The organism is Motilibacter rhizosphaerae (assembly GCF_004216915.1).
GTDB lineage: Bacteria > Actinomycetota > Actinomycetes > Motilibacterales > Motilibacteraceae > Motilibacter > Motilibacter rhizosphaerae.
Genome location: NZ_SGXD01000002.1, coordinates 957,847 through 980,772 on the forward strand (window position 1 = coordinate 957,847; position 22,926 = coordinate 980,772).

The 22,926-nt window shown below is 75.4% G+C and carries 22 protein-coding genes; 10 read left to right on the forward strand and 12 right to left on the reverse strand.

Annotation, left to right across the window (positions count from 1 at the left end):
- Positions 1-4: 4 nt before the first annotated feature.
- Positions 5-481: a 5-(carboxyamino)imidazole ribonucleotide mutase gene (gene purE, locus EV189_RS09940; RefSeq protein ID WP_130492990.1), complete on the reverse strand. Its 477-nt coding sequence runs from the start codon at positions 479-481 to the stop codon at positions 5-7.
- Between the two features lie 20 nt (positions 482-501).
- Positions 502-1,659 carry a 5-(carboxyamino)imidazole ribonucleotide synthase gene (locus tag EV189_RS09945; RefSeq protein WP_231116237.1) on the reverse strand — a complete coding sequence of 386 codons (1,158 nt, stop codon included), beginning with the start codon at positions 1,657-1,659 and terminating at the stop codon, positions 502-504.
- Positions 1,660-1,722: 63 nt separating this feature from the next.
- On the opposite strand from EV189_RS09945, the gene EV189_RS09950 reads away from it, so the two are divergent.
- Entirely contained in the window at positions 1,723-2,262 is a 540-nt protein-coding gene (locus tag EV189_RS09950) for a GtrA family protein (RefSeq protein ID WP_231116238.1), read from the forward strand.
- 32 nt (positions 2,263-2,294) lie between these two features.
- On the opposite strand, the gene EV189_RS09955 is transcribed toward EV189_RS09950, so the two are convergent.
- Positions 2,295-3,080, reverse strand: coding sequence for a biotin--[acetyl-CoA-carboxylase] ligase (locus EV189_RS09955; RefSeq protein WP_130492720.1), 786 nt, complete (start codon positions 3,078-3,080; stop codon positions 2,295-2,297).
- A gap of 20 nt (positions 3,081-3,100) precedes the next feature.
- Between EV189_RS09955 and EV189_RS09960 the strand changes: the two genes are divergently transcribed.
- Both EV189_RS09960 and EV189_RS09965 read left to right on the forward strand, forming a co-directional pair.
- Positions 3,101-4,708 (forward strand): acyl-CoA carboxylase subunit beta, encoded by a 1,608-nt coding sequence (locus EV189_RS09960; RefSeq protein WP_130492721.1) that lies wholly within the window; start codon positions 3,101-3,103, stop codon positions 4,706-4,708.
- The gene (locus tag EV189_RS09965) at positions 4,705-4,935 is read left to right on the forward strand and encodes an acyl-CoA carboxylase epsilon subunit (protein ID WP_130492722.1); all 231 of its coding nucleotides are present in this window, start codon (positions 4,705-4,707) and stop codon (positions 4,933-4,935) included. The genes EV189_RS09960 and EV189_RS09965 overlap by 4 nt, the downstream gene beginning before the upstream one ends.
- 61 nt (positions 4,936-4,996) lie before the next feature.
- Here the strand turns inward: EV189_RS09965 and EV189_RS09970 are convergent, their stop codons facing one another.
- Genes EV189_RS09970 through EV189_RS09985 form a run of 4 tightly spaced genes read right to left on the reverse strand, consistent with a single transcriptional unit; the run spans position 4,997 to position 8,500 of the window.
- Positions 4,997-5,731, reverse strand: a complete 735-nt coding sequence (locus EV189_RS09970) for an ABC transporter permease subunit (protein WP_231116274.1) — start codon at positions 5,729-5,731, stop codon at positions 4,997-4,999.
- Positions 5,732-5,733: 2 nt separating this feature from the next.
- Positions 5,734-6,684: an ABC transporter ATP-binding protein gene (locus tag EV189_RS09975; protein ID WP_165400227.1), complete on the reverse strand. Its 951-nt coding sequence runs from the start codon at positions 6,682-6,684 to the stop codon at positions 5,734-5,736.
- A complete protein-coding gene (locus tag EV189_RS09980; protein ID WP_130492725.1) occupies positions 6,681-7,562 on the reverse strand; it encodes an ABC transporter permease in 882 nt (293 codons plus the stop codon). Before EV189_RS09980 ends, EV189_RS09975 begins: the two co-directional genes overlap by 4 nt.
- Entirely contained in the window at positions 7,559-8,500 is a 942-nt protein-coding gene (locus EV189_RS09985; RefSeq protein ID WP_130492726.1) for an ABC transporter ATP-binding protein, read from the reverse strand. The genes EV189_RS09980 and EV189_RS09985 overlap by 4 nt, the downstream gene beginning before the upstream one ends.
- A gap of 168 nt (positions 8,501-8,668) precedes the next feature.
- Between EV189_RS09985 and EV189_RS09990 the strand changes: the two genes are divergently transcribed.
- The 3 genes from EV189_RS09990 (at position 8,669) to EV189_RS20970 (ending at position 14,706) form a co-directional block, all read left to right on the forward strand.
- Positions 8,669-9,265, forward strand: coding sequence for a Maf family protein (locus tag EV189_RS09990; protein ID WP_130492727.1), 597 nt, complete (start codon positions 8,669-8,671; stop codon positions 9,263-9,265).
- A 41-nt stretch (positions 9,266-9,306) separates the two neighbouring features.
- Positions 9,307-11,073, forward strand: a complete 1,767-nt coding sequence (locus EV189_RS09995) for an acetyl/propionyl/methylcrotonyl-CoA carboxylase subunit alpha (RefSeq protein WP_130492728.1) — start codon at positions 9,307-9,309, stop codon at positions 11,071-11,073.
- A gap of 93 nt (positions 11,074-11,166) precedes the next feature.
- The gene (locus EV189_RS20970) at positions 11,167-14,706 is read left to right on the forward strand and encodes an EAL domain-containing protein (RefSeq protein WP_130492729.1); all 3,540 of its coding nucleotides are present in this window, start codon (positions 11,167-11,169) and stop codon (positions 14,704-14,706) included.
- 21 nt (positions 14,707-14,727) lie between these two features.
- Here the strand turns inward: EV189_RS20970 and EV189_RS10005 are convergent, their stop codons facing one another.
- Complete coding sequence (locus EV189_RS10005; protein ID WP_130492730.1) at positions 14,728-16,101, reverse strand: NAD(P)H-quinone dehydrogenase; 1,374 nt, start codon at positions 16,099-16,101, stop codon at positions 14,728-14,730.
- A gap of 60 nt (positions 16,102-16,161) precedes the next feature.
- Here EV189_RS10005 and EV189_RS10010 point away from each other — a divergent pair, with 60 nt between their 5' ends.
- Both EV189_RS10010 and EV189_RS10015 read left to right on the forward strand, forming a co-directional pair.
- Positions 16,162-16,638 (forward strand): gamma-glutamylcyclotransferase family protein, encoded by a 477-nt coding sequence (locus tag EV189_RS10010; protein WP_130492731.1) that lies wholly within the window; start codon positions 16,162-16,164, stop codon positions 16,636-16,638.
- Entirely contained in the window at positions 16,631-17,134 is a 504-nt protein-coding gene (locus EV189_RS10015) for a GNAT family N-acetyltransferase (RefSeq protein ID WP_130492732.1), read from the forward strand. Before EV189_RS10010 ends, EV189_RS10015 begins: the two co-directional genes overlap by 8 nt.
- Here EV189_RS10015 and EV189_RS10020 read toward each other — a convergent pair.
- The 4 genes from EV189_RS10020 to EV189_RS10035 form a co-directional block, all read right to left on the reverse strand.
- On the reverse strand, positions 17,131-18,741 hold the full coding sequence (locus EV189_RS10020; RefSeq protein WP_130492733.1) for a methyl-accepting chemotaxis protein: 1,611 nt from the start codon (positions 18,739-18,741) through the stop codon (positions 17,131-17,133). The two genes, EV189_RS10015 and EV189_RS10020, sit on opposite strands and share 4 nt — an antisense overlap.
- Before the next feature lie 81 nt (positions 18,742-18,822).
- A complete protein-coding gene (locus EV189_RS10025; protein ID WP_130492734.1) occupies positions 18,823-19,407 on the reverse strand; it encodes an isochorismatase family protein in 585 nt (194 codons plus the stop codon).
- 51 nt (positions 19,408-19,458) lie between these two features.
- Positions 19,459-19,656 carry a hypothetical protein gene (locus tag EV189_RS10030; protein WP_130492735.1) on the reverse strand — a complete coding sequence of 66 codons (198 nt, stop codon included), beginning with the start codon at positions 19,654-19,656 and terminating at the stop codon, positions 19,459-19,461.
- A gap of 31 nt (positions 19,657-19,687) precedes the next feature.
- Positions 19,688-20,290, reverse strand: a complete 603-nt coding sequence (locus EV189_RS10035) for a pentapeptide repeat-containing protein (protein WP_130492736.1) — start codon at positions 20,288-20,290, stop codon at positions 19,688-19,690.
- A 24-nt stretch (positions 20,291-20,314) separates the two neighbouring features.
- On the opposite strand from EV189_RS10035, the gene EV189_RS10040 reads away from it, so the two are divergent.
- Both EV189_RS10040 and EV189_RS10045 read left to right on the forward strand, forming a co-directional pair.
- Entirely contained in the window at positions 20,315-21,130 is an 816-nt protein-coding gene (locus EV189_RS10040) for a purine-nucleoside phosphorylase (RefSeq protein WP_130492737.1), read from the forward strand.
- Positions 21,127-22,917, forward strand: a complete 1,791-nt coding sequence (locus tag EV189_RS10045) for a phospho-sugar mutase (protein ID WP_231116240.1) — start codon at positions 21,127-21,129, stop codon at positions 22,915-22,917. Before EV189_RS10040 ends, EV189_RS10045 begins: the two co-directional genes overlap by 4 nt.
- Positions 22,918-22,926: the final 9 nt, after the last annotated feature.

Consider the following 22,926-nt stretch of genomic DNA (forward strand, 5'->3'; position numbering starts at 1 on the left):
CCGCTCACTCCGACGCGCGCGACTCCCGCAGCGCCTGCCCCTTCGAGCGCGCCAGCGCCTCGAGCGAGTCCTGGAACTCCACGACGCGGTCCCGCAGATCGGCGTCCGCGGCGGCCAGGATCCGCACCGCCAGCAGGCCCGCGTTGCGCGCCCCGCCGATGGACACGGTCGCGACGGGGATGCCCGCGGGCATCTGCACGATCGAGAGCAGCGAGTCCATGCCGTCGAGGTGCTTGAGCGGCACGGGCACGCCGATGACCGGCAGCGGGGTGACGGACGCGAGCATGCCCGGCAGGTGGGCGGCGCCGCCCGCCCCGGCGATGATGACGCGGAGCCCGCGGCCGGCCGCGGAGGACCCGTACTCGATCATCGCCCGCGGCATGCGGTGGGCCGAGACGACGTCGACCTCGTGCTCGACGCCGAACTCCTCGAGCGCCTCCGCGGCCGCCGACATGGTCGGCCAGTCGGAGTCGGACCCCATCACGATGCCGACGAGCGCGCTCACTCCAGCACCTCCCCCATGAAGTACGCGCTGGCGTGGCGCGTGCGGTCGAGCAGGTCGTCGAGGTCGGCGCCGAGGGCGGTCACGTGGCCGACCTTGCGGCCGGCGCGGACCTCCTTGCCGTACATGTGCACGTGCAGCCCGGGGTCGCGGGCGAGGACGTGGCGGTAGGGCTCGTACATGTCGGGGTGGTCGCCGCCCAGCACGTTGCACATGACGGCGAGCGGCGCGAGCCGCGCGGGCGAGCCGAGCGGCAGGTCGAGCACCGCGCGCAGGTGCTGCTCGAACTGGGAGGTGACCGCACCCTCGATCGTCCAGTGGCCGGAGTTGTGCGGGCGCATGGCGAGCTCGTTGACGAGGACGCGCCCGTCGGCGGTCTCGAAGAGCTCCACCGCGAGCATGCCGACGACGCCCAGCAGCCCGGCGATCCGCAGCGCGATGTCCTGCGCGGCGACCGCAGCGTCCTCGGACAGCCCGGGCGCGGGCGCGACGACCTCGCGGCAGATGCCGCCGCGCTGCACCGTCTGCACGACCGGGTACGCCGCGGCCTGCCCCGACGGCGAGCGCGCGACCTGCGCCGACAGCTCGCGGGTGAAGTCGACGCGCTCCTCGGCGAGGCACGCGACGCCCTGCTCGGCGAGCCCGGCGAGCACGGGCCCGGCCTCCTCGACCGCGCCGACGACCCAGACCCCGCGACCGTCGTAGCCGCCACGCGCGGCCTTCAGCACGACCGGCCAGGCACCGTCGGCGAACGCCTCGACCTCCGCCGTGCTCGTGACGACCGCCCAGCGCGGGCAGGGCAGCCCGGCGGCCGACAGCCGCTCGCGCATGACCGCCTTGTCCTGCGCGTGGAGCAGGGCCTCGGGCCCGGGGCGTACGGCCACGCCGGCGTCGACCAGCGCCCGCAGCGACGCCGGCGGCACGTGCTCGTGCTCGAAGGTCACGACGTCGCACCCCTCGGCGAAGCGCAGCAGCGCCTCGACGTCGGAGGGCGAGCCCAGCACGACGTCCGGCACGACCTGCGCGGCGCTCTCGTCGGCGACCGAGGCGAGCAGCCGCAGCCGCACACCGAGCGCGGCCGCCGGGGCGGCGCTCATGCGCGCGAGCTGCCCGGCGCCGACGATGCCGACGGTGGGGAATCCGGGGGCGAGGGGCACGGCGGGAGCGTACCGAGGCGTCCTGGTGCGGGCCGCGAGCAGGTCCGCCGCTACCCTCGACCGGTGCCAACGCCCGGAAGCGCCGACGACGGCGGCCCTACCAGCCCGGCGTCGATCCGGTCCCGCTCACCGCTGGCGCGGATCTACTACTCGCTGGGGCACGCGGTCCGCGAGCTGCTGAAGTTCGGGGTCGTGGGCGCCGGTGGCGTCGTCATCGACGTGGGCCTGTCCAACTGGCTCTACTCCGTGATGCCCCACAAGCAGCTGACCGCCAAGGGCATCGCCGTGCTCGTGGCGATCACCTTCAACTACGTCGGCAACCGCCAGTGGACCTTCCGGCACCGCACCCGCAGCCAGATCCACCGCGAGTACGCCGCGTTCTTCGGCATCAGCCTCGTCGGCCTGCTCATCACGCTGGCCTGCGTGGCGTTCACCCGCTACGTCCTCGGCTACGAGGGCCGGCTGGCGTTCAACGTCTCCGGCAACGTCGTCGGCCTCGCGCTCTCGACGGTGTTCCGGTTCTGGGCGTACCGCCGCTTCGTCTTCCCCGTCATCGAGCAGGCCGAGCGCGAGGAGGAGGCGGGCCTCCCCCACGAGGCCTGACGCTGCCCGGGAGCACGCGGGCGCCGCTCGGCTCAGCGCAGGTGCGTGACGTCACCGGCGCTGAAGCTCCGGCCGCCGACCACGAGGCCCCCCTGGTCGTCCACGGCGTCCGCGACGCCCTCGACCACCTCGCCGCCGGGGAGCTCGAGGCTCACGTGCCGGCCGAGGGTCCCGCAGCGCTCGGCGTACGCGGCGGCCAGTCCGCTCGCCGCGGGGTCGCCGCCGGCCTCCTCCAGGGCGCGCAGCCGCCGGTCCAGCTCGACGAGCAGCGCACCGAGCACCGGGCCGCGCTCCGCCCGCTCGGCCCCGGCGAGCAGCAGCGACGTCGCGTCCGGCACGGGCAGCTCGTCCTCGCGCATGGTCGTGTTGAGCCCGATCCCGAGCACGACGCCGTCCGGCTGCACGACCTCGGCGAGCAGGCCACCCAGCTTGCGGTCCCCGACGCGCACGTCGTTCGGCCACTTGAGCTCCGCACGGACGCCCACCGCCGCCACCGCGTCGACGGCCGCGACGCCAGCGAGCAGCGGCAGCCACCCCCACCGCTCGACGGGCAGCGCGGGACGGACCAGCACGGACACCGCGAGGCTCGAGCCGGCGGGCGCCTCCCACTGGCGGCCGAGCCGCCCCCTGCCGCCCGTCTGCAGGTCGGCGACGAGGACGGTGCGGTCCGGCGCGCCCTCCCGGGCCAGCGCGGCGAGGTCGTCGTTGGTCGAGCCGGTCGCGGGCAGGACGCGCAGGCCGAAGCCCCCGACCCCCGCCTGCTCCAGCGCGCCGGCCACCGCGGCGAGGTCCACGGCGGGATGGGTGTCCTTGCTCACGCGGCTACGCTAGGCCACCTATGACCCAGTCCGCAGAGCTCCCTGCCCCCGCTGAGCCCGCCGGTCCCGACCCGCACACGACCGCGGGCAGGCTCGCCGACCTCGAGGCGCGGCGCGCGCAGGTCGCCGAGGCCGCGGTGCTCGCCGAGCGCGGGCAGCACGCGCGCGGCAAGCTCTCCGCCCGCGAGCGCATCGCGCTCCTCCTCGACGAGGGCAGCTTCGTCGAGCTCGACGAGCTCGCCCGCCACCGGTCCACGGACTTCGGGCTCGAGCGCAAGCGCCCCTACGGCGACGGCGCCGTCACGGGCTACGGCACCGTCGACGGGCGTCCGGTCTACGTCTACAGCCAGGACTTCACCGCGTTCGGCGGCAGCCTCGGCGAGCGGCACGGGCAGAAGATCGTCAAGCTGCTCGACCTCGCCCTCAAGACCGGCGCCCCGGTCGTCGGCCTCAACGACGGCGGCGGCGCGCGCATCCAGGAGGGCGTCAACGCGCTCGCGCTGTTCGGCGAGATCTTCAGCCGCAACGTGGCCGCGTCCGGTGTCATCCCGCAGATCTCGGTGATCCTCGGCCCGTGCGCCGGCGGCGCCGTCTACTCCCCCGCGCTCACCGACTTCACCGTCATGGTCGAGGGCACCTCGCACATGTTCATCACCGGCCCCGACGTCATCAAGACGGTGACCGGCGAGGAGGTGGGCTTCGAGGAGCTGGGCGGGGCGCGTACGCACAACACCACGTCGGGCAACTCGCACTACCTCGCCCACAGCGAGGAGGACGCGCTCGACTACGTCCGCGCGCTGCTCTCGTTCCTGCCGAGCAACAACCTCGAGGACGTCCCCGACTACGGCACCGTCGTCGACCTCGACCCCTCCGAGCACGACCTCGAGCTCGACACCCTGATCCCCGACTCGCCCAACGTGCCGTACGACATGCGCACGGTGATCGAGGCGGTCGTCGACGACGGCGAGCTCGTGGAGGTGCAGCCGCTGTTCGCGCCCAACGTGCTCGTCGGCTTCGGGCGCGTCGAAGGCCGCACCGTCGGGATCGTCGCGAACCAGCCGATGCACTTCGCCGGCACCCTCGACATCGACGCCTCGGAGAAGGCCGCGCGCTTCGTGCGCACCTGCGACGCGTTCGGCATCCCGATCCTCACCTTCGTCGACGTCCCGGGCTTCCTCCCCGGCACCGCGCAGGAGTGGGACGGCATCATCCGCCGCGGCGCGAAGCTCATCTACGCGTACGCCGAGGCCACCGTCCCGAAGCTCACGGTCATCACGCGCAAGGCCTACGGCGGCGCGTACCTCGTCATGGGCTCGAAGCACCTGCGCGCCGACCTCAACCTCGCCTGGCCCACCGCGCAGATCGCCGTCATGGGCGCGCAGGGCGCGGTCAACATCCTCCACCGGCGCACTCTGGCCGGCGCCGAGGACGTCGAGGGCGAGCGGGCGCGGCTGGTCGAGGAGTACGAGGACACCTTCGCCAACCCGTACGTCGCGGCGGAGCGCGGCCACGTCGACGCGGTCATCGCCCCCTCGGAGACGCGGGCGGCCATCACCCGCGCGCTGCGCCTGCTGCGGACGAAGCGCGAGTCGATGCCGCCCAAGAAGCACGGGAACATCCCGCTGTGAGCGAGCTCTCGGAGGTCTCCGCGGCCTCCCCCGTCGAAGTCGTCCGCGGCACGGCCGAGCCCGAGGAGGTGGCGGCGCTCGTCGCCGTCCTCGTCGCGCGCAGCGCGGCGGCACCCGCGGCCGCGGCCGAGCGCCACGCCCGGCCCTCGGGCTGGAGCGACCGCTCGCGCGCGCTGCGCCGCCCGCTGCACCCCGGCCCCGGCGCGTGGCAGTCCGCGCTCCGCTGAGGGCAGTCCGCGCTCCGCTGAGGGCAGTCCGCGCTCCACGCGAGCACGCGGGACCAGGGGCTCAGCCCCCGCCCGACTGGTTGACGTCGACGTGCGGCAGCCGGCGCATCGCGAGCCCCGTCCCGACGGCGATCACCGCGACCAGCACGACCACCGCGCCGGTCACGCCCACCGACGGGACCTTGAACGGGATCTGGTCGGGGTCCCAGACCGCGCCCACCAGCCGGCGGCCGTACGCGCCGATGGAGAGGTTGCGCAGCGACTTCACGAACGCCGCGAACGACGTCTCCCAGACGACGACGTACCCGAGGCCGATGAGCAGCGCGCGCTGGGTCAGCAGCGAGAGCAGCACGAACAGCGCGCAGTAGGCGCCCGAGGTCAGCACGAGCATCGCGAGCAGGCTCCCCCAGACCTCCCCGGCGCTGAAGCCGGCGCGCGAGCCGAGCACCCCGCAGCCGACGACGGCGGGGAGGGCGACGAGCACGGTCGCGATCCACGCCGCCACCACCCGGGCGCCGACGATCCGCCAGCGCGGCGTGGACGTCGCCGCCAGCAGCGGGAACGTCCCGCCGTCGCGCTCGTCGTCGAAGGCGTTGACCCCGAGGACCAGCGCGACCAGCGCGACCACGAGGGCGACGAGGAGGTTCGCGCCGAGGTCGGGGTAGACGTCGGCCAGCTTGTCCTGCGAGACCGCGAAGGCGAGGACGACGCAGACCACCGCCATGACGAGGGGCAGCAGCGCGAGCGCGAGCGTCCGGGTGCGGAGCAGCAGGGCGCGCAGGCCCAGCTCGAGCATGCTCACCGCCCCACCCCCCGCGCCGAGGAGGTGAGCGCCGAGAAGACGCTCTCGAGGTCCTCGCCCTGGGGCTCGACCCGGTGGACCAGCACGTCGAGCTCGCGGGCGAGGCGGGGCAGCCGTCCGGCGAGCGCCAGGGCCTGCAGGGTCTGCACGACGAGCACGTCCTCCTCGATCTCGACGCCGTGGACGACGCCCTCGGCGAGCAGCCGGCCGCCCAGCTCGCGGGCGGCGGGCGTGCGGATGCGGATGCTGCGCGGCCGGTCGGTCATGAGGTCGCGGATGCCCGCGCCGGTCCCCTCGGCCACGAGCCGGCCGTTGACGACCACGAGCAGCCGGTCGGCCATCCGCTCGACCTCGGTCAGCACGTGCGAGGAGACGAGGACCGTGCGGCCCTCGCCGCCCAGCCGGCGGATGAGCTCGACGTCGGCCCGCCGCTGCGCGGGGTCCAGGCCGTTGAGCGGCTCGTCCAGGATGAGCACCTGCGGGTCGTGGGCGAGGGCCTGGGCCAGCTTGACCCGCTGGCGCATGCCCTTGGAGAAGCCGTTGACCTTGCGGTCGGCGGAGCCCGTGAGCCCGACCCGCTCGAGGGCGGTCACCGCGGCGGCGGCCGGGTCCTTGACGCGACGCTGGCTCGCCAGCATCTCCACGGTCTGGCGCGCGGTGAGGAAGGGCCACAGCCCGTCGCCGTCGGGGACGACGCCGAGCTGCTCGTGGACCGACGGGTCGGTGCGCGGGTCCTTGCCGAGCACGCGCACGCTGCCCTGGCTCGGCCCGGTGTAGCCCGCGAGCAGCGACAGGCTCGTCGACTTCCCGGCGCCGTTGTGGCCGAGCAGGCCGGTGACGCCCGGGCGCAGCGCGAACGAGACGTCGGAGAGGGCGACGGTGTCGCCGTACCACTTGCTGACGTGGGAGAACTCGACCGGCGAGCTGGAGGTCGTCGGCGTGCTCACGCCCCGGCCCCCTTCCGGTAGCGCAGCACGAGCACGGTGCTGCTGACGCCAACGACGAGCAGCCACGCGATCCACAGCGCCGGCGAGGAGGGCGCGAGGTCACCCCCGTCAGTGCCGTGCAGCACCGGCCGGGCCAGCCAGATCGGGACCCGCACGAGGATCAGCGCGAGGCAGTCGCGGGACCCGGTGATGCCGAAGAGGACGCCGCCGAGCACGGCGGGGACGAGGATGAAGGCGACGTAGCCGGCGAGCGCGAAGGTGCGCTTCGGGGTGAGGGAACCGAGCGCCAGCGCCGCGAGCCCGTGGAAGAGCACCAGCAGCAGCGCGCCGAGCAGGACGCGCGGCACGTCGAGGACGTGGTGCTGGACGTAGGACACCGGGTGCGCCGCCGTCAGCACGGCCCCGAGGAACTCGAGCAGCAGCGGGCCCGCGGTCACCAGCAGCAGCAGCGACAGGGCTGCCAGCACCTTGGCGACGAGGTACTCCGCCGGCGAGAGCGCGGTGGAGAAGTAGAGCGACAGCACGCGGTCGCGCCGCTCCCGGGTGAGCATGTTCGGGATGGTGCTGGCGGTGTAGGCGAGCAGCAGCGTGGTCCCGATGATGCCGAGCATCGAGTAGTACGAGAGCAGGCCCGTCGGGCTCGTCGACGTCGTCCGCAGGATCAGCGGGACGCCGACGACGACGACGGCCGGCGCGTACGCCGCCGCCACGAGGATGAACGGCCACACCTTCGCCCCCGCGCTGCGCCGGATCCCCAGCGAGCGCAGGGCCGAGGAGCGCGCGAGCGCGACGACCGCGGTCCACCGCGGCCGCGGCTCGCCCTCCCAGCGGCTGTAGCGGACGTCGTGGATGACCGCTTCGGGGCTGGTGCTCGTCATGCCCTCACCTCCGGTGCCGGGGCGTGCTCGCCCATGGCGGCCACCACCGCGTCCTCGAGCTGGTCGCCCTCGTCGACGAGGCGCAGGAGGCCCACGCCGAGCTCGGCCGCGGTGTCGCGGACGAGCGCGAGGACGCGGTCGTCGGCGTACGTGATCCCGATGTCGCCCTCCCGGGTCGGCCAGGTGGGGACGCCGCGGGCGTTGAGCGCGCCGGCGAAGGCCCCGACGTCGCCCGTGACGCGCAGCGCGACGGGGCCGGTGCGCGGTCCGCTCTCCACCGGCTGCTGGGCCGCGAGCCGCCCGGAGCTCAGCACGACCACCTCGTCGCAGGTCGACTCGACGTCGTCCAGCAGGTGCGAGCTCACCAGCACCGCCATGCCGAGCTCGCGGGAGAGCCGGCGCACGATCGCGAGCATCTCCCGGCGCCCGGCCGGGTCCAGCCCGCTCGTCGGCTCGTCGAGCACGACGAGGTCGGGGCCGTGCACGAGCGCCTGCGCGAGCTTGGTGCGCTGCCGCATGCCCAGGCTGTACGTGTCGATGGAGCGCCGCCGCTCCTCCTCGAGCCCGACCGCGAAGAGCACCTCGGAGGCGCGGCGCCGGGCGTCGCGGCGGCTGAGCCCGCGCAGCTGCGCGATGTGCACGCAGAGGTCCTGCGCGGACATGTCGGTCGGCAGGCAGTCGTGCTCCGGCATGTAGCCGACCCGCCGGCGCACGGCCGCGCGGTCGGTCGCCGCGTCGATGCCGAGGACGCGCACCGTGCCCGCGTCGGGCGCCAGCAGGCCGAGCGCGACCTTCATCAGCGTCGACTTCCCGGCGCCGTTGGCCCCGAGCAGGCCGGTCGCCGGCGCGCTGATCGTCACGGTGACGTCGGAGAGGGCCTGGACCGACTCGAAGGTCTTGGTGACGCCCTCGCAGACGAGCGCCGCCCCCGGGCTCACGGGTGCGCTCCCGGTGTGGTCGTCCCCCGTGACGCTGTGGCTGTCCTGTGCACGTCGGCCACCCTAGGGGCGCGGCACCCCGCTCCGGGAGGACGAGGCCCGCCGCTCTTGGCTCCCTCTCAGGAACTGCCGGCTGGTCCTCAGGGAGCCGTCGCCTACCGTGCTCCCGTGGCCGTCCCCCCGCTCGTGCTCGCCTCCGCCTCCCCCGCCCGGCTGCAGACGCTGCGCAGCGCCGGGCTCGACCCGGAGGTCCTCGTGAGCGGCGTCGACGAGACGCAGGTGACCGGCCCGCCGCCCGAGCTCGCCCTGGAGCTCGCCCGGCGCAAGGCGCGCGCCGTCGCCGCCCTGCGGCCCGACGCCCTCGTCGTCGGCTGCGACTCCGTGCTCGAGCTCGACGGCCGGGCGCTCGGCAAGCCGCGCGACGCCGACGACGCGCGGGCGCGCTGGCGGGAGATGCGCGGGCGCTCGGGCGTGCTGCACACGGGGCACTGCGCCGTCCTCGGCGGCCGGGAGCTCGCCCGCGGGGCCGCCACGACCGTGCACTTCGCGCAGGTGAGCGACGAGGAGGTCGAGGCGTACGTCGCCACCGGCGAGCCGCTCGCCGTCGCCGGCGCGTTCACCGTCGACGGGCTCGGCGGGGCGTTCGTCACCGGCGTCGAGGGCGACCCGCACAACGTCGTCGGCATCAGCCTGCCGCTGCTGCGCGTGCTGCTCGGCGAGCTCGGGGTGGCGTGGCCGTCGCTGTGGCGCCGCGCCCACGGCTAGGGTGTCCGTCTGCCAGTCCCCGACCTGACAGGAGCCCCTGCGTGCGCAAGGTCCTCATCGCCAACCGCGGGGAGATCGCCGTGCGCGTCGCCCGCGCCTGCCGCGACGCGGGCCTGCAGAGCGTGGCGGTCTACGCGGTCCCGGACCAGAACGCCACGCACGCGCGGATCGCGGACGAGGCGTACAGCCTGCAGGGCAGCACCCCGGGCGACAGCTACCTCGACATGGCCAAGCTGCTCGACGTCGCCCAGAAGAGCGGCGCCGACGCGGTCCACCCGGGCTACGGCTTCCTGTCGGAGAACGCGGAGTTCGCCGAGGCGGTCATCGCCGCCGGCCTGACGTGGATCGGCCCGCCGCCCGAGGCCATCCGCGCCCTCGGCGACAAGGTCACCGCGCGCCACATCGCCGAGGAGGTCGGCGCGCCGCTCGTGCCCGGCACCCCGGACCCGGTGCCCAACGCCGCGGCGGTCGTCGACTTCGCGCGCGCCAACGGCCTGCCGATCGCCATCAAGGCGGCGTACGGCGGTGGCGGGCGCGGCATGAAGGTCGCCCGCACGATGGAGGAGATCCCCGACCTCTACGACTCCGCGGTCCGCGAGGCCGTGACGGCGTTCGGGCGCGGCGAGTGCTTCGTCGAGCGCTACCTCGACCGCCCGCGCCACGTGGAGACGCAGTGCCTCGCCGACGCGTACGGCGACGTCGTGGTGGTGAGCACCCGCGACTGCTCGCTGCAGCGCCGCCACCAGAAGGTCGTGGAGGAGGCGCCGGCGCCGTTCCTCACCGCCGAGCAGAACGCCACGCTCTACTCCGCCTCGAAGGCGATCCTGCGCAAGGCGGGCTACGTCGGCGCCGGCACCTGCGAGTTCCTCGTCGGGACCGACGGCACCATCTCGTTCCTCGAGGTCAACACCCGCCTGCAGGTCGAGCACCCGGTCTCCGAGGAGGTCGCGGGCATCGACCTCGTGCTCGAGCAGTTCCGCCTCGCGCAGGGCGAGCCGCTCGGCTACGACGACCCGCCGGTCCGCGGGCACTCCATCGAGTTCCGCGTCAACGGCGAGGACCCCTCGAAGGGCTGGCTGCCGGCTCCTGGCCGCATCACCCGCTGGCGCCCGCCGAGCGGGCCCGGCGTGCGGCTCGACTCCGGCGTCGCCAAGGACTCCGAGGTCGGCGGCGCGTTCGACTCGCTGCTGTGCAAGCTCATCGTCACCGGTGCCACCCGCCCGCAGGCCATCGCCCGCGCCCGGCGCGCGCTCGCGGAGTTCCAGATCGAGGGCCTCCCCACAGCGCTGCCGTTCCACCGCGCGGTGCTCGAGGCGGCGGACTTCACCGACGAGCCGTTCCGCGTGCACACGCGCTGGATCGAGACCGAGGCGCACCTCGACCTCGACCACTACGCCGGCCCGCACGTGTCGCCCGAGGGCGTCGGCGACCGCGAGCACGTCGTCGTCGAGGTCGGCGGCAAGCGGCTCGAGGTCGTCATCCCCGAGTGGCTGACCGCCGGCGCGGCGCAGGTCGGGTCCGCCGCCGGGAAGGTACGGCGCCCCACCCGGCGCGGCGGAGGGGCGAGCGCCCCGGCGATCGGCGGGGACGCGCTGACGGCGCCGATGCAGGGCACCATCGTCAAGGTCGCGGTCGAGGAGGGCCAGCAGGTCGCCGAGGGCGACCTCGTCGTGGTCCTGGAGGCCATGAAGATGGAGCAGCCGCTGACCGCGCCCAAGGCCGGCGTCGTCACCGGGCTCACCGCCGCGGTCGGCGACACGCTCGCGAGCGGCGCCCGCATCTGCGAGATCAAGGACCCGTCCGCCTGACGCACCCGTCGCACCCGCCCGCCCACGGGGCTGCCGGGCTGGACATCGTGGTCTAGCCTGCTGGGACGTCGAGGACGACGACCGGGGGGAGCCGTGGCTGCACGACCCGATCCCCTCGTGCTGGGGGTGCTGACCCCGCTGCTGTCCGGCGGCTTCTTCGGCGGGATCATCGCCGGCGCCAGCCGCGCGGCCGCGCGCGCCGGGGGCAGCGTGCTCGGGGTGCAGACGCTCGACGCCCACCCCGGCGACGTGAGCACCAGCGACACGCGCTTCACCGCCAGGATGGGCTGGGACACGGTCAGCGGCTTCCTCGTGGTCACCACTGCGGTCGACGACGACTACCTCGAGGCGCTCAGCGCCGCCGGACGCCCGTACGTCCTGGTGGGACGCGCGCCCGGCGCCACCCCCGCCCCCTGGGTCTCCGCGGACAACGCGGGCGGCGCCCGGCTCGCCGTCGAGCACCTGCTCGCCCACGGGCACCGGCAGCTCGCCTTCGTCGGCGAGCTCGACCAGGCGGACGTGGCCGAGCGCTACGCGGCCTTCCGCGCCGCGCTGGACGCCGCCGGGGTCCCGCACGACCCCGCGCTCGCGGTCGACGTCCCCAACATGATGGAGAGCGGCGGCGCCGTCGGCGCCCGCGCCCTGCTCGCCGCCGGGCTGCCGGCCACGGCGGTCGTCACCGGCAACGACTACGGCGCGATCGGCCTGGTCGAGACCCTGCTCGGCGCCGGCGTGCGGGTGCCGGAGGACGTCGCGGTCGTGGGGTTCGACGACACCACGGTCGGGGCCTCGCTGCAGCCGCCGCTCAGCTCGGCGCGGCAGGACTTCGTCGCGCTGGGCGAGGTGGCCGCCGACCTGCTGGTCGCGCAGGCCGCGGGGGTGGTGGAGGCCGGCGCGCCCGTCCGCCACGTCCTGCCCACCGTGCTGCGCACCCGCGAGTCCTGCGGCTGCGGCCGGGCCGTGCTGACGGCCCCCGCCACCCCGGTCGTCCAGGGCACGGCGGAGGGCCCGGGCAGCGCCCGCGCTGCCAGCCGGTCGGGCAGCGCCCGCGCTGCCAGCGGGCCGGGCAGCACCCGCGCTGCCAGCGGGTCGGGCAGCGCCCGCGCTGCCGAGGACCTCGGCGCCGACGAGCTCGTCGCCGAGCTCGTCGCGCACGGGAGCGAGCCGCGCACCGCCCAGCTCGTCGTCGCCCAGCTGCTCGCGCGGCTGCGCGCCGCCGTGGAGGGCCGGCCCGATCACGCGGGGCTGCTCGCGTCCGCCGCCCGGCTGCAGCCCGACCAGCCCCGCTGGGAGACCTCGGCCGTCCTGCTCGCGGCGGCGCAGGCCTTCGCGCGCGCGATGGTCGAGGAGCTGCCGGAGGAGCGCCGCGCCGCGGCCGGGGCGGCGACCGACGCGGTGGTCCTGGAGCTCGCCGGCGCGCTGACGCGGGCCCAGCTCGACGGCGAGGTCCAGCGGACCGCGACCGTCACGTCCGCCCTGCGCAGCGAGTACGACATCACCCTCGAGCTCCTGCGCGGGGACCAGGAGGGGGTCTCGCTCGGCTGGCTGGCGCGGACCCCTGCGCGCAGCGCCCTGCTCGCCCGGTGGACCCAGGTCCCGGGGGAGCTCGACGTCGTCGGCGGCTACGAGCGCAGCGGGCGCGCCGGCCGCGGGGGCCAGCACGCGCCGCACGGCGCGCCGCCGCGTACCCGGGTGGGGGTGGTGCGGACGGAGGAGTTCCCGCCCGCCGAGCTGCACCTGCTCGTCGCCGGCCAGCCCGGGCAGATGGTCGCCGCGCTCCCCCTGCACGGGCGGGAGCGCGACTGGGGCGTGCTCGCCGTCGTCGGCCCGGTCGAGAGCACGACCGTCACCGGCCGCGAGGGCTACCACGCCTGGGCGTCGCTGCTCGGGCTCGCGCACGACCGGGCCGCTCTGGTCGCCGGGCTGCGCGAGAGCGAGGAGCGCTACGCGCTGGCGATGCGCGCGGCCAACGACGGGCTGTGGGACTGGGACCTCGCGAGCGGGCGCGTCTTCTACTCCGAGCGGTGGGCGGCCATGCTCGGTCGGCGGCCCGAGGAGCTCACCTGCACACCTGCGGACTGGCTCGAGCTGGTGCACGAGGACGACGCCCCCGCGCTGGAGGCGGTGCTCGACCAGTGCCGGCTCGGTCTGGTGGACACCTTCGAGGTCGAGCAGCGGGTGCGCACCGGCGACGGGGAGCAGCGCTGGATGCTCTGCCGCGCCCTCGCCGTGCCCGGGGGCGGGCTCCCGGCGACCCGGCTGGTCGGGGCCATGAGCGACGTGACCGAGCGCCGGCAGCTCGAGGACGAGCTGCGCCAGGCCGCGCTGTACGACACGGTGACCGGCCTGCCGAACAAGGCGCTGTTCCTCGACCGGCTGTCGCTGGCGATGAGCAGCGCGCGCCGCCGCCGGCAGGACGGCGGGTTCGCCGTGCTCTTCCTCGACCTCGACGGCTTCAAGGTCATCAACGACAGCCTCGGGCACATGGTGGGCGACGCGCTGCTCGTCCGCGTCGCCGAGCGGCTGCGCGGGCCGCTGCGCGAGACCGACACCGCCGCGCGCTTCGGCGGTGACGAGTTCGCGGTCCTGCTGTCCGGGGTCGAGGACGCCGACGGCGTCGCCACCGTCGTGAGCCGCCTGCAGGAGGCGCTCGAGGCGCCGTACGAGGTCGACGGGCACCTGGTGAGCGTGACCGCGAGCCTCGGCGTCACGCTCGGTCCCGGGCGCTACGAGCGGCCGGAGGACCTGCTGCGCGACGCGGACATCGCGATGTACTCGGCCAAGGCCCGCGAGCGCGGCTCCTGGGCGGTGTTCGCGCCCTCGATGCACGCCACCGCCGTCGACCGCCTGCGCACGGAGACCGAGCTGCGCACGGGCATCGAGCGCGGGCAGCTGCGCCTCGCGTACCAGCCGATCGTCGACCTGCGCGACGGCGGGGTCGTCGGCAGCGAGGCGCTGGCGCGGTGGGGGCACCCGGAGCGCGGGCTCGTGCCGCCGTCGGGCTTCCTCGCGGTGGCCGAGGAGACGGGGCTCATCATCCCGCTGGGGCGGATGCTCGTGCAGGAGGCGGCCGCGCAGGTCGCGGCCTGGCACCGCGAGGGGCGGGTGCGGCCCGGCTTCCGGGTCAGCATCAACGTCTCGAACCGGGAGTTCTGGCAGGGGGCGTACCCCGCCCGGCTGCTGGAGGCGCTCGAGGCCGCGCAGGTCGACCCGGGCTGGGTGGCGATCGAGATCACCGAGACGGTGATCATGCACTCGGCGGAGCAGGCGCTGCCGGTGCTCTCCCGGCTCAAGCAGGCCGGCCTGCGGCTGCACGTCGACGACTTCGGGACGGGCTACTCCTCCCTGGAGACGCTGCACCGCTTCCCCGTCGACGCGCTGAAGATCGACCGCTCGTTCGTCGCCCGGCTCGACCTCGACGAGCGCAGCACCGAGCTCGTGCGGACCATCGTCACCATGGGCCGCAACCTCGGCGTCGAGGTCATCGCCGAGGGCATCGAGACCGCGCGCCAGGCCGAGCGGCTGGTCGAGATGGGGTGCGAGTACGGCCAGGGCTACCTGTGGGCCCAGCCGCTGCCGGCCGCGGAGTTCGCCGCGCTGCTGGCCGGCGAGCCGCTGCCGGGCGTGCCGTGAGCAGCGCTGCTGGGGCCGGGCTCAGGCGCGGAGGTGCAGCCGGTGCGCCGCCTCCGCGATCGAGCCCGACAGCGACGGGTAGACCGTGAACGCGTGCGAGACCTGGTCCACCGTGAGCCGCTGCGCCACCGCGAGGGCGAGCACGTGGACGAGCTCGGAGGCGCGCGGCGCCACGATGGTGCCGCCCAGCACGAGCCGGCTCTCGGTGCGGCAGGTGATCTTGACGAAGCCGTCGGCGAGGCCCTGCATCTTGGCGCGCGGGTTGCCCTTGAGCGGGAGGGTGTACGTCGTGGCGAGGATCCCCGCCTCGTCGGCCGCCGCCTGGGACCACCCGACGGTCGCGATCTCGGGGTCCGTGAAGACGTTGGCCGACACCTCGCGCAGCGCCAGCGGCGAGACCGCCTCGCCGAGCGCGTGCCACACGGCGATGCGCCCCTGCATGGCCGCGACCGAGGCGAGCATGAGCACGCCGGTGCAGTCGCCGGCGGCGTAGACGCCGCGCGCGGAGGTGCGCGAGACCTTGTCGACCTCGACGAACCCGCCGCGCCCGAGGGTGACGCCGGCCTCCTCGAGGCCGATGCCGGCGGTGTTGGGGATCGAGCCGACGGCGAGCAGGCAGTGGGTGCCCTCGACGGTGCGGCCGTCCTCGAGGCTGACGACCACGCCGTCCGCCGTGCGCTGCACGCCCGTCGCGCGCGAGCGCCCCAGCACGGTCATGCCACGGCGCTGGAACACGTGCTCGAGCACCTCGGCGGCGTCGCTGTCCTCGCCGGGCAGCACCCGGTCGCGGCTGGAGACGAGCGTCACCTGCGAGCCGAGGGCGTTGTACGCCGAGGCGAACTCCGCGCCCGTCACGCCGGAGCCGACGACGACGAGGCGCTCGGGCAGCTCCTCGAGGTCGTAGAGCTGCTCCCAGGTGAGGATGCGCTCCCCGTCGGGCTGGGCCTCGGGGAGCACGCGGGGGTGGGCGCCGGTGGAGACGAGCACCGCGTCGGCGTCGAAGCGCGCGCCGTCGGCGAGCACCGTCGCAGGGCCGTCGAGGGTGCCGCGGCCGTCGACGAGCCGGACGCCCTCGGTCTCCAGGCGCCGGGCGATGTCGTCGGACTGCGCACCCGCGAGGTGCCTGATCCGCTTGTTGACGGCGCCGAGGTCCACGCTCGCCGGGCCGCTGGTCCGCACGCCGAGGTCGTTGGACTCGTTCGCGAGCGTCACCACCTCCGCGACGGCGATGAGGGTCTTCGACGGCACGCAGTCGGTGAGCACCGCGGAGCCGCCGAGCCCGTCACTGACGAGCGTCACGTCGGCGCCGAGGCGCGCCGCGACGAGGGCGGCCTCGTAGCCGCCGGGGCCGCCACCGAGGATGACCATGCGCTGGGGGTTCGCCACGTACCCCATTCTGCCCGTTGCGCGCGGTAGCGGCCCAGGGCCGAGGAGGCGCGGATACGATCAGCGCCCGTGCCCCTCTACGCCGCGTACGGCAGCAACCTGGACCCGCGCCGCATGGTGCGGCGGGCCCCCCACTCCCCGATCCGCGGCACCGGCTGGCTCGTCGGCTGGAGGCTGACCTTCGGCGGCGAGAACCTCTCCTGGGAGGGCGCGTTCGCCACGGTGGTCGAGGCGCCGGAGGACCCCGACGCGCACGTCTTCGTCCTGCTCTACGACGTCCCCGCCGAGGACGAGCCCGGGCTCGACGAGTGGGAGGACGGCGGCACGGGGCTGTTCCGCAAGGTGCGGGTGCGCGTGCACACCCTCGACGGCGACGTCACCGCCTGGCTCTACGTGCTCGACGCGTACGAGGGCGGCCTGCCGAGCGCGCGCTACATCGGGATGCTGGCCGACGCCGCCGAGGCCGCGGGGGCGCCGGGCGACTACGTCGACGAGCTGCGCGCCCGCCCGTGCCTGTCGACCGGCCCGGGGGTGCCCGATGCCTGAGCAGTCCCCGGACCGGCTGCCGGTCGAGGTCCGCGCGCTCGAGGCCGGCGACCGTGCCGGCTGGGACGTCGTCTGGGGCGCGTACCTCGAGCACTACCTCCAGGACCTCGCCCCCGCGCTGTCGGACCTGCTGTGGGCGCGGCTGACGGGCGGCCCCGAGGAGCGGCACCCGCAGATGGGCGGGCTCGGGGCGTTCCTCCCCGCCCCCGCCGGCGCTGCGGACCGGCTGGTCGGGATCGCCCACTGGATCGTCTCCCCGAGCACGTGGGACGCCCGGCTGGACTGCTACCTCGAGGACCTCGCCGTCGCCCCGGACGTCCGCGGCAGGGGCGTGGGCCGCGCGCTCATCGAGGCGCTCGACGGGGTCGGGCGCGAGCGCGGCTGGCGCCGGCTGCACTGGATCACCGACGAGACGAACTACCGCGCCCGCACGCTGTACGACCGGGTCGGGTCGCGCACGGCCTACGTCCAGTACGAGCGCAGGCTCGATCCCTAGAGCACGAACCCGGCGACGAGGGCGGAGAGCTCGTCGCTGAGCGAGCGGAGCTCCTCGGCCGCCTCGCGGGTCCCGCCGACGCCGCTGCGGGTGACCTCCGCGGCCCGGGAGACCGACTCGGCGGTGCCACGGACGGCCTCCGCACCGGTGCGCACGCCGGCGGCCGAGCGGCCCATCTCGTCGGCGGTGACCGCCTGGGCGCCGACGGCGGAGGAGATGCTCTCCTGCAGCCCGCTGATCTGCCCGATCACGCCGCTGATCCGCTCGATCGCCGTGCTGGCGCCGCGGGTGTCCTGCTGGATCGCGGTCACGCGTGCGGCGATGTCCTCGGTGGCCCGGCCGGTCTGCTGGGCGAGCTCCTTGACCTCGTTGGCGACGACGGCGAAGCCCTTGCCCGCGTCACCGGCCCGGGCGGCCTCGATCGTCGCGTTGAGCGCGAGCAGGTTGGTCTGCTCGGCGATCGCGGTGATGAGCTGCAGGACCTGCGAGATCTGGGCGGAGCTCTGCTCGAGCCGGTCCATCGACTCGGTGGCGGCCGCGGAGTCGGTGACGCCGCCGGCGGCCACGACCCGGGCGCTCGAGGCGTCCTCGGCGATGCCGGCTATGCCGCCGCTGAGCTGCGCGGCGCCGGAGGCCAGGACCTCGAGCTCCGCGGCGATGCCCTCGACCGCGGCGCCCGCCGTACGGCTCTGCTCGCTGGTGTGGTCGGCGGAGGAGGCGATGGTGGACGACGCGTCGTCCAGGCGGTGGGACGCGGCCGCGACGGCCTCGGTCGTGCGGCGCAGCGCGGAGATCGCGCGGGCGGTCGCCTCGGTCGAGCGGTCGACGGACGCCGCCATCGCGCCCAGCTCGTCGTCGCTGTCGACCCCGCAGCGGACGCTGAGGTCACCGGCCTCGGTGGCGGCGACCGTCGCCTTGATCCGGCGCAGCGCGCCGAGCACGCGCGACGAGACGAGCAGCGCGCAGGCGCTGCTCGCCAGCAGGCCGAGCAGCGCGATGAGCACGAGCAGCAGGCGGGCCCGGTCGGTGCTCTGCTGGGCTGCGTCGGCGCGCACCCGGGCGTACGCGATCTCGGCCTCGACCAGGTCGTCGAGCGGGACGGCGAACGCGTCGTTGGCCTTGGCGAGCGGGCCGCGCACGGCGTCGGAGGCCTGGATCCAGTGGTTCTGCTGCGCCTGGCCGACGACCTGCTGGTCGCGGACCTGCCGCCAGGCCCTCATCGTCGCGATCGACGAGGCGAGCAGGTCGCGGCGGTGGGCGTCGAGCTCCGCGTCGTGGGCGTACGCCGTGAGGGAGCCGTCGAGCGAGGCGTCCGAGTCCTTCATGTCGGCCAGCGCCGCGGCCCGGTCGGACGGCGCCGCGTCGAGGAAGGCGTAGACGGCGACGCGGCTGTCGCCGAGCGCGTCGCGGACCCGCGTCAGGTCGGCCATCGCGACCGTGGAGCGCGCGTAGAGGTCGTGCGTCGTGCGGGCCGAGGAGGTCAGCCCCTGCAGGCCCCCGGCGAGCACGAGGCCGGCGGCGACGGTGGCGACGGTGGCCGGCGCGAGCAGCTTGACGCGCAGCGGCCGGTCGTCGACGAGCCGGGCGAGGGTGGCGCTGACAGGCACGTGTCACTCCAGGTCAGAGAGGTCCTGCCTCTCCTTCGGCCGGGTGACGACGGACCGTAGCGGCCGTCCGGGTGGAGGTGGTCACGGGTGGAGCAGGGCGAGCTCCTCGGCGACCTCCACGCCCGCGTCGCGCAGCACGACCAGCGCGGCGTCCGTCGTCGCGGCGGACACGCCCGCGGTCAGCGGCAGCAGCACGCGCGTGCGCAGCCCGGCGGCGACGGCGTCGAGCGCGGTCGCGCGCACGCAGTGGTCGGTCGCGATCCCGACGACGTCCACCTCGTCGACGCCGTGCCGGCCGAGCCAGCGGGCGAGCGGTTCGCCCTCCGGGGTGACCGCCTCGAAGCCGGAGTACGCCGCGGCCCGCTCCCCCTTGCGCACCGCGACGTCGGCGGGGAACCCCTCGCCGAGCCCCGGGTGCAGCTCGGCGCCCGGCGTCCCGGCGACGCAGTGGACCGGCCACGTCGTCACGTAGTCCGGCTCCGCGGCGAAGTGGCTCCCCGGGTCGACGTGCCAGTCCTGGGTGGTGACGACGGCGGCGTACGCGGCGCGGGCGGCCCGCGCGTAGTCCCCGACCGCGGTGGCGACGGCCGCGCCGCCGGTGACCGGGAGCGAGCCGCCCTCGGTGAAGTCGTTCTGGACGTCGACGACGATCAGCGCGCGGGTCATGGCCCGAGCGTCGCACAGGCCCGGCGGGTCAGCGCGGGGGCGGCAGCGCGCTCAGGTCAGCGAGGTGCCCGGCCCGTCCTCGGTCGGCTGCTCCTTGAGCGCCTGCTCGCGCGCCGGGTCGTCGTGCACGAGCGGCCCGCCCTCGCGCAGCGCGGACTCCAGCTGCTCGGCGTCGTCCTGCGGGGGCGTCTCCCCCGCGCGCAGGCTGTCGGCGCGGGGGTCGGTCTGGTCGGGCGTGCTCTCGGTCATGGCGAGCGGCCTACCCGGGATCGGCACGGGCTCAACCGGGGAGCACCACGAACCCCATGGCCTCGGCGAGCGTCACGGCCTGCGCCTCGTCGACCGTCGCCCCGGCGACGCGGGCGCGCGTCGGGTCGAGCGCGCTGAGGTCCGAGCCGCGCAGGTCGGCGCCCGAGAGGTCGGCGCCCTCCAGCGACGCCCCCGAGAGGTCGCAGCGGGTGAGGGTCGCCCCCGCGGCGCGGACGTCGACGAGGTCGGCCTCCCGCAGCCGCAGGTCCTCGAACCGCGCCCCGCGCAGGTCCGCCGCGCGCAGGGTGACGAAGGACCAGTCCCCGCCGAGCGCGGCCAGCAGCTCGAAGCTGCAGCCGCTGAACGTGCTGCCGGTGAGCTTGCACCGCTCCCAGCGCGAGTCGAAGAACGTGCACCGCGAGAACGTGCAGCGCAGGAACGCCGCGTCCGTGTGGACCGAGCAGTTGAAGGCCACGCCGCGGAACGTGCAGTCCTCGAAGGTCGAGCCCTCGTCCACCAGCTCGGAGAGGTCCACGTCGTAGAACGTCGTGGCCTCGAACGACTCCCCGCGCAGGTCCCGGCCGTCCCAGTCGGCCTGCCGCACCTCGCGCGCCGTGCCGGTCTCCCGCGCCATGCCGGCGAGCCTAGAGTGCGGGACGTGACTCCCGACACCGACCCGTACGCTGCTGCCCTGACCGCCGCCGACCGCCTGCGCGAGCTCGCGGGCGTCGGGTCGGTCGACGTCGCCCTCGTGCTCGGCTCCGGCTGGGTGCCCGCCGTCGACGGCATCGCGGAGCGCCACGGCGAGCAGGTGGCCGACCTCGCCGTCACCGACCTGCCCGGGTTCGCGCCGCCCGCGGTGGCCGGCCACGCCGGGCGGATCCGCGTGCTGCGCGTCGGGGACAAGCACGTGATGGCGTTCCTGGGGCGCACCCACCTCTACGAGGGGCGCGGCGTCGAGGCGGTCGTGCACGGCGTGCGCACCGCGACCGCGGCCGGCGCGCGCACCGTCGTGCTGACGAACGGCTGCGGCGGACTGCGGCCGACGTACAGGCCGGGGCAGCCGGTGCTCATCCGCGACCACATCAACCTCACCGCGACCTCGCCGCTGCGGGGGGCGCGGTTCGTCGACCTCACCGACCTCTACAGCAGCCGGCTGCGACGGCTCGCCCAGGAGCTGGACCCGTCGCTGGAGGAGGGCGTCTACGTGCAGTTCCCCGGGCCGCACTACGAGACGCCCGCGGAGATCGGCATGGTCCGCGCGATCGGCGGGGACCTGGTCGGCATGTCCACGACCCTGGAGGCCATCGCCGCGCGCGAGGCCGGAGCCGAGGTGCTCGGCATCTCCCTCGTCACCAACCTCGCGGCCGGCATGACGGGCGAACCCCTCGACCACCAGGAGGTCCTGGCCGCCGGCAACGCTGCTGCCGGACGGATGGGCGGGCTGCTGGGCGACCTGGTGGCGGCGCTGTGAGCGAGCGCGAGGTCCCGCCGCCGACCTCCGACGAGGCGATGGCGGGGACGCAGCAGCCGGTGCCGTACGGCCTCCGCGACGAGGGCACCACGGGCGGCGTGGGGCCGGACGAGTCGGTCGCGCTGACCCCCAACCCGACGCCGCGCGGCGCGCAGGCCACCACGCGGCAGGCGCACGAGCACCGGCAGTCCGCCGACACCGTGGAGGTGCTGGACGTGGCGCGGGCCTGGCTCGCCGAGGACCCCGACCCCGCCACGCGGGACGAGCTGCAGCAGCTGCTCGCGGCTGAGGACCCGGTCGTCGCCCTCGGCGACCGCTTCACCGGCCGGCTGGAGTTCGGCACGGCGGGGTTGCGCGGCGCGGTCGGCGCAGGTCCGAACCGGATGAACCGCCTGGTGGTGGCGAGGACGACGGCGGGGCTCGCGGCGTACCTGAAGGCGCGGGGCGGCGGCCTGCTCGTCATCGGCTACGACGCGCGCCGCGGCTCGGCGGAGTTCGCGCGCGAGGCGGCGGAGGTCGCCGCCGGCGCGGGGCTGTCGGTGCAGGTGCTGCCGCGCCCGCTGCCGACGCCGGTGCTGGCCTTCGCGGTGCGCCACCTCGGCGCCGCGGCCGGCGTCATGGTGACGGCGTCGCACAACCCCGCCGCCGACAACGGCTACAAGGTCTACCTCGGCGACGGCTCGCAGATCGTCCCGCCCGCCGACCGCGAGATCAGCGAGGAGATCGAGCGCACCGGCCCGTACGCGACGCTGCCGCGCAGCGACCGGGCCGAGGTGCTGGGCGACGAGGTGCTCGCGGCGTACGTCGCGCGGGCGGTGTCGGTGCTCGACCCGGCCTCCCCGCGGGAGGTGCGCGCGGTCTACACCCCGCTGCACGGCGTGGGCGGAGCCGTGGCGCAGGACGTGCTGGCAGCAGCGGGTTTCCCTGCTCCCGTCGTCGTGCCCGAGCAGGCCGAGCCGGACGCGGCGTTCCCGACGGTGCCGTTCCCGAACCCGGAGGAGCCGGGCGCGCTCGACCTCGCCCTCGCGCTGGCGCAGCGGGAGCAGGCGGACGTGGTCATCGCGAACGACCCCGACGCGGACCGGCTCGCCGTCGCCTTCCCGTCCGCCTCCGGATGGAGGGCGCTCACCGGTGACGAGCTCGGCGGGCTGCTCGCCTGGCACCTGCTGAGGCGGGGCAGGCTCGACGGCGGCACCGTCGCCGCGTCGCTGGTCTCGTCGTCGCTGCTGTCGCGGATCGCGGCTGCGTCCGGGGTGGGGTTCGCCCAGACGCTCACGGGGTTCAAGTGGATCTCCCGGGTCCCGGGGCTGCGCTACGGCTACGAGGAGGCGCTCGGCTACTGCGTCGACCCGGACGGCGTGCGGGACAAGGACGGGCTCACCGCGATGCTCGTGGCGCTCGAGCTGGTCGCCTCGCTGCGGGCCGAGGGGCGCGGGGTGCAGGAGGTCCTGGACGAGCTGGCCCGCGACTACGGCCGGCACGAGACCAGTCAGGTGTCGCTGCGGTTCTCCGACGTGGCAGCGATCCCTGCGCTCGTGTCGCGGCTGCGGACCTCGCCACCGGAGGAGGTCGCCGGTCGCGCGGTGCTGCGCGTCGACGACCTCGCCGAGGGCCTCGACGGGCTGCCGCCCACCGACGGCCTCCGCCTCGACCTCGAGGGCGGGGCACGAGTCATCGTCCGGCCGTCGGGCACCGAGCCGAAGGTCAAGGCGTACCTCGAGGTCGTGGGCGGCGAGCCGGGCGCGGTCGTCGAGCTGGCGGACGGGGTGCGCGCGCTGCTGGGGTAGGGCACGCGC